Origin of the sequence: Streptomyces sp. NPDC048462, from assembly GCF_043200175.1 — a bacterium.
GTDB lineage: Bacteria > Actinomycetota > Actinomycetes > Streptomycetales > Streptomycetaceae > Streptomyces.
This window is the reverse complement of the sequence record NZ_JBICXG010000043.1, coordinates 37,497-50,137: the sequence shown is the minus strand read 5'-3', so window position 1 is coordinate 50,137 and position 12,641 is coordinate 37,497. Positions and strand designations below refer to the sequence as shown.

The 12,641-nt window shown below is 71.4% G+C and carries 11 protein-coding genes; 6 read left to right on the top strand and 5 right to left on the bottom strand.

Features of this window, described 5'->3' with window-relative positions:
• Nucleotides 1-95: 95 nt before the first annotated feature.
• On the bottom strand, nt 96-992 hold the full coding sequence (locus ACGFU6_RS37465; RefSeq protein WP_393617032.1) for a LysR family transcriptional regulator: 897 nt from the start codon (nt 990-992) through the stop codon (nt 96-98).
• A gap of 131 nt (nt 993-1,123) precedes the next feature.
• Between ACGFU6_RS37465 and ACGFU6_RS37460 the strand changes: the two genes are divergently transcribed.
• A complete protein-coding gene (locus tag ACGFU6_RS37460) occupies nt 1,124-1,333 on the top strand; it encodes an SRPBCC domain-containing protein (RefSeq protein ID WP_393617031.1) in 210 nt (69 codons plus the stop codon).
• A 306-nt stretch (nt 1,334-1,639) separates the two neighbouring features.
• Here the strand turns inward: ACGFU6_RS37460 and ACGFU6_RS37455 are convergent, their stop codons facing one another.
• The 4 genes from ACGFU6_RS37455 to ACGFU6_RS37440 form a co-directional block, all read right to left on the bottom strand.
• On the bottom strand, nt 1,640-2,530 hold the full coding sequence (locus tag ACGFU6_RS37455; protein ID WP_393617030.1) for an LLM class F420-dependent oxidoreductase: 891 nt from the start codon (nt 2,528-2,530) through the stop codon (nt 1,640-1,642).
• Between the two features lie 48 nt (nt 2,531-2,578).
• The gene (locus ACGFU6_RS37450) at nt 2,579-5,254 is read right to left on the bottom strand and encodes a discoidin domain-containing protein (RefSeq protein ID WP_393617029.1); all 2,676 of its coding nucleotides are present in this window, start codon (nt 5,252-5,254) and stop codon (nt 2,579-2,581) included.
• A 134-nt stretch (nt 5,255-5,388) separates the two neighbouring features.
• A complete protein-coding gene (locus ACGFU6_RS37445; protein WP_393617028.1) occupies nt 5,389-6,489 on the bottom strand; it encodes a pyridoxal-phosphate dependent enzyme in 1,101 nt (366 codons plus the stop codon).
• A 75-nt stretch (nt 6,490-6,564) separates the two neighbouring features.
• Entirely contained in the window at nt 6,565-7,971 is a 1,407-nt protein-coding gene (locus ACGFU6_RS37440; protein WP_393617027.1) for a glycoside hydrolase family 18 protein, read from the bottom strand.
• A gap of 294 nt (nt 7,972-8,265) precedes the next feature.
• Between ACGFU6_RS37440 and ACGFU6_RS37435 the strand changes: the two genes are divergently transcribed.
• The 5 genes from ACGFU6_RS37435 to ACGFU6_RS37415 all read left to right on the top strand — a co-directional run bounded on the left by ACGFU6_RS37435 (nt 8,266) and on the right by ACGFU6_RS37415 (nt 12,571).
• Nucleotides 8,266-9,018, top strand: a complete 753-nt coding sequence (locus ACGFU6_RS37435; protein WP_393617026.1) for a GntR family transcriptional regulator — start codon at nt 8,266-8,268, stop codon at nt 9,016-9,018.
• Between the two features lie 193 nt (nt 9,019-9,211).
• Entirely contained in the window at nt 9,212-11,050 is a 1,839-nt protein-coding gene (locus tag ACGFU6_RS37430; protein WP_393617025.1) for a purine-cytosine permease family protein, read from the top strand.
• 236 nt (nt 11,051-11,286) lie between these two features.
• Nucleotides 11,287-11,469 (top strand): SPOR domain-containing protein, encoded by a 183-nt coding sequence (locus ACGFU6_RS37425; RefSeq protein ID WP_123523798.1) that lies wholly within the window; start codon nt 11,287-11,289, stop codon nt 11,467-11,469.
• A 77-nt stretch (nt 11,470-11,546) separates the two neighbouring features.
• Entirely contained in the window at nt 11,547-11,951 is a 405-nt protein-coding gene (locus ACGFU6_RS37420; RefSeq protein WP_393617024.1) for a (deoxy)nucleoside triphosphate pyrophosphohydrolase, read from the top strand.
• Nucleotides 11,952-12,142: 191 nt separating this feature from the next.
• Nucleotides 12,143-12,571: an ATP-binding protein gene (locus tag ACGFU6_RS37415; RefSeq protein ID WP_393617023.1), complete on the top strand. Its 429-nt coding sequence runs from the start codon at nt 12,143-12,145 to the stop codon at nt 12,569-12,571.
• The last annotated feature ends 70 nt before the right edge of the window (nt 12,572-12,641 follow it).

The window sequence follows — 12,641 nt, the reverse complement described above, 5'->3', positions numbered from 1 at the left end:
GCACCGAACTCCATGACGCCTTCGTCTCAATCGCCTGCAGCCTCATCTGCTACCGCCGCCTCAAGAAGACCCGACCATGATCGTGTTACGAGCTCTCAGGGTGCCGGTGAAAGGGCGGTCGAATCGGACCAGGTCTCCTGACGCAGGAGGTCGAGCAGAGCCGTCTCGGCCGGGCCCGCGCCTTGCCTGACCACGGCGATGACCGGCTGGGACACGGCCGGGAACACCGGGCGGACGAGGTGTTCGTGGCCGTGGGGCACCGCGGAGGCGGGGACGAGCGTCGGACCCAGTCCCTGGGCGGCCCAGCGCACGGCCGTCGCCGTCTGCGACACACGGGCGGCCGTGACCGGGGGCAGGCCGTTCTCCCGCAGCACGTTCTGCAGCACGGCGTCGAGCGCGCTGTCGCGGTCGAACCGGACCCACGGCTCGCCCTCCAGCTCGCGCAGCTCGACCCGGTCCGCGGCGAGCTGCCGGTGCCCGGCGCCCAGCACCACGACGAACTCCTCCGCCCCGAGCAGGTGGGCGTCGGCGGGGCTCCGTTCGCACTCCGCCATCAGGGCCAGGTCCAGGACGCCCCGACGGCACAGCTGCTCCAGCTCGGCGGAGCTCGGCTCCTCGAAGACGGTGATCTCCAGTCGGGGGAAGCGGCGGCGCAGCGTGCCCAGCGCGCCGGGCAGCTGCCGCGTGCCGAAGCCCAGTTGCGCGGCGACCGTCAGCTCGCCGGCCAGCTCGTCGGCTCCGGCCCGCGCCGTCGCCCTCGCCCGCCGAGACGCGCTCACCGCGACCTCGGCCTCCCGCAGGAACGCGCGGCCGACCACGGTGGGCACGAGGCCGGTGGGCGTACGCGCGAACAGCTGCACGCCGAGTTCCCGCTCCAGGCCGCGGATCTGCTGGGACACCGACGGCTGGGCGACGCGCAGCAGCTCCGCCGCCGCCGTCACCGAGCCCTCCTCGGCAACGGCCAGGGCGTACTCGAACTGGCGAAGGCTCATCGGCTGCCGTTCCTCCCCGAGGCGGACCGGGGTCCGCCCCGTCGCTTTCGCTGTCGTCGTTGTCATCGTAGGCGAGCGCTTTCGGCGCCGGCCGGAACGGTGCTGGGCCGTCATCTGAGGGACGGGCCGTCATGAACAATTCCGCTGACGCCACGCTGAGCACGGGCGGCGACGGCCGGCCCGTGCTGCGCTTCGAACGCGTAGTGGCCAAGCCCCCCGAAGCGGTCTGGCGCGCGATCACCGACCGCGCGGAGCTCAGGGCCTGGTTTCCGTGCGAGGTCGTCACCGAGTCCCGGGCGCCCGGTGCCAGAATCAGCTTCCCGTTCCCGGGACCGACATGACCCTCACCGGCGTCGTCCTGGAAGCGGATGAGCCCCGCACTCTCGCCTACACCTGGGGAGAGGAGACCCTCCGCTTCCAACTCACGCCGGAGCCGGGCGGCCGCACCCGCCTGGTGTTCACCGACGAAACACCCCCGGGCATCGCCGCCCGCAACGCCGCCGGCCGGCAGATCTGCCTGGGCCACCTCGCCGGCGAACACATCGCGGCCGACGCCCGGAAGGGGCACTTCGACCGCTACGCCACCGCGTTCGCACCAGCACTCGGCCCGCAAGAGGGCCCTCGGGCGCGACGGTACCCGGGGGCGGCTACAGCTCCTCGCCGAAGGCCTCGGCGAGCTGCCGCCACTGAGCGCGCGGCAGACCGCCGCCGCCCTCGCCGGCCGTGAGCACCTGGAGGGCGACGTGGTCGGCGCCGGCGTCGAGGTACTGCTGTGTCCGCGCCTTCACCTGCTCGACGTCACCCAGGGCGAAGAGGGAGTCGAGCAGCCGGACGCTGCCACCGTCCGCGAAGTCGCTCTCCGCGAACCCCAGGCGCAGCAGGTTGTCGGTGTAGTTGGGGAGCTGGAGATACATGCCCAGCATGTTCCGGGCGGTGGTGCGGGCCCGGTCGAGGTCGGTGTCGAGCACGACGGACAGCTCCGGGGCGAGCAACGCGTCCGGGCCGAGCGCCTCGCGCGCCTCCGCCGTGTGCTCGGTGGTGACGAGGTAGGGGTGCGCGCCCAGCGCCCGGCCCGCCGCGAGCTTCAGCATCTTCGGGCCGAGCGCAGCCAGGAGGCGATGGCGGGAGTCCACGGGCGGGACGGCGGAGTCCAGCGCGTCGAGGTAGGCGACCATCGCGCTGTACGGCTTCGCGTACTGCGGCACCATCGGGCCGTGGCTGACGCCCAGGCCGAGGACGAACCGCCCGCGCGCGTCCGCGTCGATCGCCGCGATCCGGGCTGCCACGTCCTGCGCCTTGTGGTCCCAGATGCTCAGGATGCCGGTGGCCACGGTGGCATTGCGGGTGGCGGCGACGACCGCCGCGGCGTCGTCGGGCGAAGGGCTGCCGCCGATCCAGAGCGTCCCGTACCCGAGCTCATCGAGCTCGGCGACGGCCTCCGCGATCGCCCGCTTTCCCGCGTCGTCCACCCGCGACCCGTGCAGGGCGCCGCTCCAGATGCCGATCCGTCCGAATGCCTCGCGCGTCTCAGAAGTCATGCTGTGGCCAACATCGGCCCGCGCCCGCTATTCCCGGCGGGCCGGGATTCACCCATGTGCACGGCTGCCCGCACCTGTGCGACCGGCCGCCCGGTCGGCCTTCGGGGCGGTTGCCCAGGGCTGGGTGACCCTCAGCTCCCGTACGCCCGTGGGCTCGTCCGCATCCGCCGAGCGGACCGTGACCCGCACCTCGCGGGCGAGCGCCCCCGCCCGGTACGGCTCCCAGTGCTGTCCGTCCGCCGAGGTCTCCAGCCGGTGCGAGGCGGGGCGCACGTCCGTCCACTCGGCCGAGATGCCCGTCACCGCGCCGGTCCGGCCGAGGTCGACGGTCAGCGTGCCCGTCGCCCCGTCCGGGGACCAGGCCGTCGCGGTGCTGCCGTCCACCGCCGCCGCCGCGTACAGGCCGGGGGTCTCGGAGGTGGCCGTCGCCGGGCGGCAACGGGACGCGTCGCTGGTCGGGATGAGGTCGGGGCGGCGGGTGGGGAGCGTGAGCGTGGTGGACAGCGTGCGGGGCCCGGACGGGGTGTGGACGGTGAACGGGGCGCCCGAGGCCAGCCGGACCTCCGTGGTCCGGGGGCCGATCGCGATGTCGTACGTACGCCCCCGGTACCGCAGGCCCGTCAGCGTCACGCCCTCGTGCAGTTGCGGCGGCAGCATCGGGTCCAGCCGCACCCCGTCCTCGCGCAGCCGCAACCCCGTCAGCCCGTGCGTGAACACCTGGAGGAAGCCGCCCTTGCCGGTGAGGAAGTCCTCGGCGGGAAAGCCGGACAACGGGTCCTGCGCGCCCGACTTCGCGCCCCGCGCCTCGCTGAAGAGGGCGTACGGACCGCGCGTGAACGGGCGCACGGCACGCTGAAGGTAGGTGTACGTCGCACAGCCCGGCTCCCCGATCGCCGCCGCGTCGATCGCATGGACCGAATCCGTCATCGCCGGGCCGTCCGGATCGGTGCGGGCCGCGTAGTAGTCGAGCGTGGCGGCCGCCGCACCTGGCTCCATCGGCCACTCCAGCGGATAGATGAGCAGCACGGTGTCGGCCTGTTTGATCGTCGAGCCGTCGTAACCCGCGTACTGGAGGAACAGCTTGCGCTCCGGGTCGTACGGGATGCGCAGTCCGTCCGCGACCCTGTTCCACTCGGCCGGAGCGGGGTGGCCGAGGAGCTCGGCCGCGCGGGTGGCGTTGCGCAGGGCGGTGGCGGCCACGGCGTTGGTGAACACCCCGTCCGTGACGCCGTTGCTGTACTCGTCCGGGCCCGCCACCTCCTTCACGGAAGTGCTGCCGTCGGCGTTCGCGGTGGCGCGCGAGGCCCAGAAGTCGGCGATGCCCCGGAGCAGTTGCCAGCCGTGGCCGGCCAGCCAGTCGCGGTCGCCGGTGGCCAGGTAGTACTGCCAGACGGCCAGTGAGACATCGCCCTGGAGGTGGTTCTGCGTGACGCAGTGCGGTGGGTTCCAGCTCTGGCACTCGGACCGGAGCCGGCCCCTGCTCGCGCTCGTCCAGGGGTAGAACAGCCCCTTGAACCCCAGCTTCCCGGCGTTGGTACGGGCCTCGCCGCGCGTCCGGTAGCGGTACTCGACCACCGAACGGGCCAGCTCGGGACGGGTGGCGAGCAGCGCGGGGTACATCCAGGTCTCGGCGTCCCAGAACACCATGCCCGCGTAGTTGTCGCTGGTCAGCCCGGCCGGGGCGATGCTGTCGCGGGAACCGGTGCGGGTGGCGGCGAGAAGCCCGTACTGCGCGGAGCGCAGCCACTTCTGGAGGTCGGGACTGCCCGGCACGGACACGTCCGCCGACCGGTCCCGGCGCCAGACGGCGGCGTTCTCCGCGAGGACCGCGGACCAGCCGAGCCGAGCCGCACGCCGGGACGCCTCACGGGCGGTGGTGCGCGGCGAGGGTGAGGTCAGTGCGGTGTCGACCCCGACGTACTTCTCGAACGTGTAAGTGCGCCCGGCGCTCACCCGGGAGGGAGCCGCGTCGACAGGGCCCCGGCGCATCGTCTGCACGATCGCTCCGGGCGTTCCGGTGCCCCGCGTGCGGAACGTTCCGTCCTCCTCGAGTGCGATCCGGCGTGCGCCGCGCGGGTCGAGCCGGCCGGTGACCGTCGCCGTGCCGCTCCAGTGCGGGGTCATGCGCAGCCGGACCGCGCCGGTGTGCACGAAGGCGCGGTCGGCCAGCACCTCGTACGCCAGGTCGGTCGCGCGGCCGTCGGAGGCCGTCCAGCGCAGCGACGTACGCACCAGCCCGCAGCGCATGAACACCGTCTGGCGGTACCGGGAGATCCGGCCCGCCGGGGTGGCGGAGCCGTACGTCTCGTCGCCCACGCGCACGTCGAGGCCGGTCCAGCTCGGCAGCGCGGCGGCCACCTCACGGCCGGCGGCCAGATCCTGGTCGCGGCCGAACAGCCCGGAGACGAACGCCCCGTCGTAGCGCGGGGTGAACAGCGGCCAGCCGGTCTTCTCGCCCGGCTCCGCGTATCCGGCGCCGGCGGCGGGCACCCGGTGGCCCAGGTATCCGTTGCCCACGTAGGGGTCGTAGCCCTTGGCCTCGCCGAACGTGGTGGACGTCGGCGCCCAGGCGGGATCGGTGTCGCGACCGCAGGCCACGCCGGGCGCCGGGGCGACGGCCGGGGCGGGCGCGGGCCGGTCCGAGGCGTGGGCGCCGGGCGGCAGGGGCGCGATCAGGGCGCAGGCGACCAGCGACGTGAGGAGGGAGATACGCGAGAGGCTCACGGTACGAACGTAGGGAAACGGGCACGGCGCGGCGGCGCACGGCGCGCGGGTGAACGGCTGACGCGGACAGCGGGGGCGCGCAGGCGGAGGCCGCTGCGGCAACCGGCCGCGTTTCCCGTCCCGGCGCCCTCGTGTCAGGCCGCGAGCCCCGTCTTGAGGCCCGCGCCGCACAGCGGTACGACGACGCTGCGGTCCGTCCAGCCGCCGACCGCGGCCCAGCACGCGACCCCTGTCGTCTCCACGTAGAAGCCGCGGGCGGCCAGATCCAGCTGGGCGGCCCGGATCTGATCCTCGGTAACGGTCAGGAAGGTGCCGCCCGATTCGCGCACCGCCGCAAGGATCGCCCGTGCGCGCGGCGGCCGGGAGATGGCGATCCCTTCGGCGAGGGTGGGCGAGAGGGCGCCGGCCCGGCTGTCGAGGAGGTCGTCCGCGCCCGCGTGGAAGGCATCGGCCAGTGGGGAGACGGCCTCGGCCTGTACGGCGATCAGGGCCGGACGGGTGTCGATCAGCCCCTGGTCGCGGAGTTCCGCGACGGCCAGGGCCGCGCCGAGGAGCAGGGTGCCGTTGCCGACCGGTACGGCGATCGCGTCGGGGAGCCTGCCGCCGAGGTCCTCCCACAGCTCGTACACGTAGGTCTTCGTGCCGTGCAGGAAGTACGGGTTGAAGACGTGCGAGGCGTAGAAGGTGCCGGGTGCGTCGGCGGCGGCCCGGGCGGCCAGAGCGGTCGCCTCACGGTCCCCGGCGACGATTTCCAGCCGGGCTCCATGGGCCCGGATCTGTTCGGTCTTCTTCGGGGACGTGCCTTCGGGGACGTACACGGTGCAGGGGAGTGCCGCGCGGGCGCAGTAGGCCGCGACGGCCGTGCCCGCGTTGCCGCTGCTGTCCGCCACGACGCGCTCGGGCGAGAGCCGGCGGGCCAGTTCGGCGAGCATCACGGCGCCGCGGTCCTTGAAGGAGAGCGTCGGCATGAGGAAGTCGAGCTTGGCCGAGACGGTGCCGGTGAGCGGCACGAGCGGGGTGCGCCCCTCGCCGAGGGTGGTCGTGGGGGACGAGAGCGGCAGCACCTCCTCGTAACGCCACAGGGAGTTGACGCGTCCGGGCAGGGCGTCGGGACGCAGGGGGCCCGCGCTCTCGAAGTCGAGGTCCCAGGGGCCTCGGCAGACCGGACAGCACCAGGTCAGCGAAGTCGTCTCGGCGAGGGTCCCGTCCTGCGGGCAGCGGTATGCGGTGGCCATGCCGGCCAGCATGCCAGGAGGCGGAAGGAGCCCGGGGCGGCTGCGCCTTCGCAGTCGCCCCGGGCCCGGGAGCCGTTACCGACGGGAGAGCCCGCGGTCGACCGCGGCCATCAGCTCGCCGTCGTCGGTGTCCCCGTCCAGCGACCAGAACATCGCGCCGCCGAGCCGGTGGTCGCGGATGTAGGTGGTCTTGGTGCGCAGGACCTGCGGATCGTCGTACGTCCACAGGGTGGTGCCGTCGAACAGCCAGGCGCTGCCGTCCCGGACGTTGCGATGGACCTTGTACGTACCGGATTCGGCCAGCTTCTTGAGGGCCTTGTAGTCCTCGTAACCTGCCGCCCAGGTCGCGGGGGCGGGCGCCGCGGCCGGCTGCCCCAGACCGTCGCCGCCACCGGTCACCCCGGTCCAGCCCTGGCCGTAGAACGGCATTCCCAGCACCAGCTTGCGGGCCGGGGCGCCACGTTTCAGCCAGTCGCGCACCGTCCGGTCGCCGCTGAAGTCGTCCTTCGCGTACAGGGCGGACTGCTGGGCGGTGGTCGTCTCGCCCGAGACGTGGAAGTCGTAACCCTGGAGGTTCACGAAGTCGAAGTCCCGCATGATGCGCGGGACGTCGAAGCCAGCGTCGATCTTCTGCGGGGAGGCGGGGACGAACGCCGAGAGGTCGTAGTGCTTGGGCTTCGAGCCGTGGTTCCTGCCCTGCTGCCCCTTGTGGGACCAGGCGCTGCTCTTCGCGTAGGCGTCGAGCTGGGTGCGGAACTCGTGCACCAGGGCGGTGAAGTTCCGCTTGTCCTCCGGGCGGTACACCGTGTCGGTGTCACCGGCGGATCCCGGCCACTCCCAGTCGATGTCGATGCCGTCGAAGAGACCGGCCGCGGCGCCCTGGCCGCCCCGCGCCCCGTCCACCGGCAGGTTGCCCTTGATGTACAGGTCGATGCAGGAGGAGACGAGGGCCTTGCGGGAGGCCGCGGTGCGGGCCGCGTCCGAGAAGTGGGTGGACCAGCTCCAACCGCCCAGCGAGATCATCACCTTGAGGCCGGGGTGTGCGGCCTTGAGCTCGCGCAGCTGGTTGAAGTTGCCCGCGAGGGCCTGGGTGTCGGTGTCGGCCACGCCGTCCACCGAGCCCGCGGCGTCCAGCGGGCGGACATAGTCCGCCCAGGCGTCGGCCTCGCCGGGCACATTGCCGGTGAAGCACTTGCCGTCGGCGCTGACGTTGCCGAAGGAGTAGTTGACGTGGGTGAGCTTGGCCGCCGTGCCGCTCGTCTCCAGGTCCTTGACCTGGAAGTCGCGTCCGTAGACGCCCCACTGGGTGAAGTAGCCGACCCGCTTGTAGGCGGGAGCGGCGTCGTGGTGACTGCTTCCCCCGTGGCCGTTGCCCTGGTCCCTGCCGTGTCCGGCGGAGGCGTTGGCGGCGGGGGTGACGGCGGCTGCCAGCGAGAAGGCGCAGGCGGCAATGGCCAGTTTGGACAGGGTTCTTCGACGCATGAGGCCCGTTCCTGTGCGTGTGCTGAGAGGTGCGTGAGCCGTGCTGTGGAGAGGAAGTTATTGGTCTGGACCAAATGGGGTCAAGGGGTCCGGCGAATCCGGCCACGAGTCGCACCCCCGGAAAAGGCGGACGGGCCGCGGCGGGCGAGCGAAGTGCTCGCGGCGGCCCGGGGTGCGGGTATGCGCACGCCGACTGCGAATCATCACTTCGAGTGAATCTCTGGCCTGTGCTTGCGGTCCGGAACCGACGGTTGCCACGCTGTTGCAGTCTGTCAACCTCTTGGGGAGTGGCCTGTGACTTTCGGTGAGCAGCCCGCCTATCTGCGCGTTGCGAGCGATCTGAGAGAGAAGATCGTCAACGGCGCGCTGCCGCCGCATACGCGCCTGCCGTCGCAGGCGCGTATCCGCGAGGAGTACGGGGTCTCGGACACCGTCGCGCTGGAGGCGCGCAAGGTGCTGATGGCCGAGGGGCTGGTCGAGGGCCGCTCCGGCTCCGGCACGTATGTGCGCGAGCGCCCGGTGCCGCGCCGGATCGCCCGTTCCGGCTTCCGGTCGGAGACCGGTGCCAGCCCGTTCCGGCAGGAGCAGACGGCCGAGGGCGCGCGGGGCACCTGGGAGTCCCGGAGTGAGCAGGAGGGGGCGAGTCCGGAGATCGCCGAACGGCTCGGGATCGAGCCCGGCGACCGGGTGATGCGTACGCGCTACGTGTTCCGGGAGGCCGGTGAGGCGATGATGCTCTCGACCTCCTGGGAGAACCTCGCGGTCACAGGGCGCACGCCGGTGATGCTGCCGGAGGAGGGCCCGCTGGGCGGCTGCGGGGTGGTTGAGCGGATGGCCGCCATCGACGTGGTGGTGGACAACGTGGCCGAGCAGGTCGGCGCGCGCCCGGGGCTGGCGGAGGAGCTCCTGGCGCTCGGCGGGGTGCCGGGACATGTCGTGATGGTGATCGAGCGTACGTACTACGCGTCGGGCCGGCCGGTCGAGACCGCCGACGTGGTGGTGCCCGCCGATCGCTATCGGATCGCCTACCACCTGCCGGTCAGATGACCGGCCCCCGCGAGAGCCTTGGCTGTTGGGTGACCGATAGCCGGTGGAGCCCGTCCGGAGCCCGTGACGACAAGTTAACGTCCGCCCGGGTCACGTAACGGCTGGGCAATCGTCGACTGTGATGGCTTGTCATGTCCTGCTCCTAACTTCCCGTTCGAACCCGCACACCGGACTGACGAACGGGAAGTCACCGATGACGGACACAGCCATACCCCAGACGGCCGGGGCTCCTGGGGCGGATGCCGCCCCAGGAGCCCCGGGGAGCGCGGCCGGTGCCCCGGAGGGCGGGACCGAGGCCCCGGGGAGCGGAGCCGGTGCCCCGCCGCCCAGGCGCAGTTACGCCAAGCTCGCCGCCGACGAGAGCCGCGAGGACTACTCCCTCCGCTACGCACCGCACTCGTTTCGGCGCTGGTCGCCCGGCGTGGTCGCGGGTACCGCGCTCGGCGGGATCGCCTATCTGGCCGACTTCGCCATCGGTGCCTCGATCGTCTTCACCTACGGATTCACCAGCGGGTTCGCCTCGATCATGGCGGCGGCGACGATCATCTTCCTCACCGGCATCCCCATCGCCCGGGCCTGCGCGAAGTACGGCCTGGACATGGATCTGGTCACCCGGGGCGCCGGATTCGGCTACTTCGGGTCGACGCTGACCTCGCTGATCTACGCGTCGTTCACCTTCATCTTCTTCGCCCTCGAAGGCTCGATCATGGCGCAGGCCATGCACCAGGCCATCGGCCTGCCGGTCCAGGCGGGCTATCTGATCACCACCCTGATCGTCATCCCGATCGTCTTCCGGGGCATGGGGGCCCTGGCCAAGGTCCAGGCCTGGACCCAGCCGGTCTGGATCATCGGCCTGGTGCTGCCGTTCGTCGTCCTCGCCTTCGAAGCCCCCGACGCCTGGGGCGCGTTCAGCTCCTTCGGCGGCACGGAGGGGGCGGGACCGGGCTTCTCGTGGGTCGGGTTCGGGCTCGGCACCGGCGTGGCGCTCTCGCTCATCGCCCAGATCGGTGAGCAGGCCGACTACCTGCGCTTCATGCCGGCGAAGACGGAGGCCAACAGGCGTCGCTGGAACTTCGCGGTCCTCGCCGCCGGTCCCGGCTGGGTGATCATCGGCGCGGCCAAGCAGCTCGGCGGCGCGCTGCTTGCCTTTGTCGCACTCGAAGCGGTCGGCAGGACACACGCGCTGGAGCCGATCGCACCGCAGATCGAGGCCCTGAAGCCGTGGCTCGGGTCGTTCGCCCTGCCCGCCGCCGCGCTCTTCGTGATCGTGTCGCAGATCAAGATCAACGTGACCAACGCCTACAGCGGCTCGCTGTCCTGGTCGAACTTCTTCTCCCGGATCACCCACCGTCACCCCGGCCGGGTCTGGTACATCTTCCTCAATCTCGTCATCGCGCTGACGCTGATGGAGATGAACATGTTCGCCGCCCTCAACAAGTTGCTGGGCTTCTACTCGAACGTCGGCATCGCCTGGATCGCCGCGGTCGCCGCCGACCTGGTCATCAACAAGCGGATCGGGCTGAGCCCTCCGTACATCGAGTTCAAACGGGCCTACCTGTACGCGGTGAACCCGGCGGGGTTCGGCGCGATGGTGATTGCCTCGATCGTCTCGATCCTCGCCTTCTTCGGATTGTTCGGCACGTACGCGGAGGCCTTCTCCACCTTCATCGCGGCCGGCCTCTCGCTGACCCTCTGCCCGTTGATCGCCTGGGCGACCAAGGGCAAGTACTACCTGGCCAGGCCCAATCCGGTGAACGGTCCGGGCGTCGAGGTCGCGGACATCACCGCCACCCACACCTGCTCGGTCTGCGAAACCGCTTACGAGCTCCCGGACATCGCGGACTGCCCCGTGCAGTCCGGCCCGATCTGCTCGCTCTGCTGCTCGTTGGACGCGGAGTGCGGTGACGTCTGCCGCAAGGAACCGGCCAACGGCCCGGTCCTCATGCCGATGCCGGTGGTGATGCCGGTATCGGCGGCGATGCCCGTATCGGCGCCGGTGCCGGTGTTGCGCCAGGGGGCGGGCGAGGCGTAAGCGCTCCGGTCCGGCACACGGTGAGCCGGTCCGAACGGCCCAGGGGGCGCATCCAGCTGGATGCGCCCCCTGGATTTGGTCCACACCTGGCCGGATCGGTATCTCTTTGTGCAATTACGTATTCGTTGCGTGAAGGTCAGGCGTACGCTCGGGCATATGCGTACTGCGGTTTCCTGGGGATCCTTAGAAACATGCACGCCGTTCATGGGAGGGGCGCAATGCTCGGGAGGGCCACGATGAGCGACAGCGGTGCCGTGCTCCCTTGGCTGGTGATACGGCAGGACGACAACGGCAACCGCTACCGCGTGGGCAGGTACGCCACGCAGGACGAGGCGCAGCGGACCGCCGACAAGCTCGATGTCCGCGGCCACAAGCAGCTCTACTGGGTGGAGCGGGTGGGGCAGGCCGCGCGGCCGTAGCGCCTGCCGTGCGCCGGGCCGCCGGCATCTGTGCGTTCCTTCGGGAGGTGGCCCGGCCGGGTATTACGCTCCGGGACATGAGTGATCGCGTGGTGGTGGCCGGAGCCGTGTTCGACCGGGGGCGGCTGCTCGCCGCGCGCCGTAGCGCCCCGCCCGAGCTGGCCGGCCGGTGGGAACTGCCCGGCGGCAAGGTGGAGCCGGGCGAGAGCGGCGAGCAGGCGCTCGTGCGCGAACTCCGCGAGGAGCTCGGCATCGAGACGGAACCGCTGGAGCGCGTCCCCGGCCAGTGGCCGCTGAAGCCCGGCTATGTACTCCGGGTGTGGACGGCCCGTCTGGTGTCCGGCGTGCCCGCGCCGCTCCAGGACCACGACGAGCTTCGCTGGCTCGGCCCCGATGAGAGCGACTCGGTCGACTGGCTGGAACAGGACCGCCCCGCGGTCGCGGAAGTCATACGGCGACTGGCCGGCGGCGCACACCCCTGAGCGGAGTGTCTGCTCGGCAGCGCGCACCCCAGGGGCCGTGCGCCCTTTCCTTGCACGTACACCCGTTCGTGCGCACGGCCTTACACCCGTACGCCCCACGTGTCGGCGCCGACCGGTATTCCGTGTCGAATATCGGGTATGTCCTGTTTAGCCCCCGCAAACAGGACGTTCTCCATTGCTGGTCTTGGGAAGTGATCGGCGTGATCGATACCGAAGGCGACTGCGCCGAGTGGAGCTTTCCGGCTGTTCCCGGCGCCGTGCGCACGGCCCGGCACGCCGTCCATGAGGCGCTGCGCGGCTGGGGACTCGACGCGGCCGTCGGTGATGTGGCTGTACTCCTGGTCAGCGAGCTGGTCACCAACTCCATGCGCTATGCGTCGGGCCCCATCGATGTGCGAGTGGTGCGCCCCCATCCCGACGCCGACTGCCTCTCGGCGCATTCCGGTCTGCTGGTGGAAGTCTCCGATCCGCTTCCGGATCCGCCCACCGAACGTACGGCGGGACCTGACGACGAGGGCGGCAGAGGACTGCAGCTTGTGGCCTGTTCCGCCAGGCGATGGGGGATCAGGTGCGGAAAGAGTGGCAAGACGGTGTGGTTCGAGCTGGCCCTGCCTGGTTAGGAGTGGGGTGGGAGAACGGCGATCACCAGAGGTCGTGCAGAACCTGGCTGAAAGGGACTGAGACCGTGCT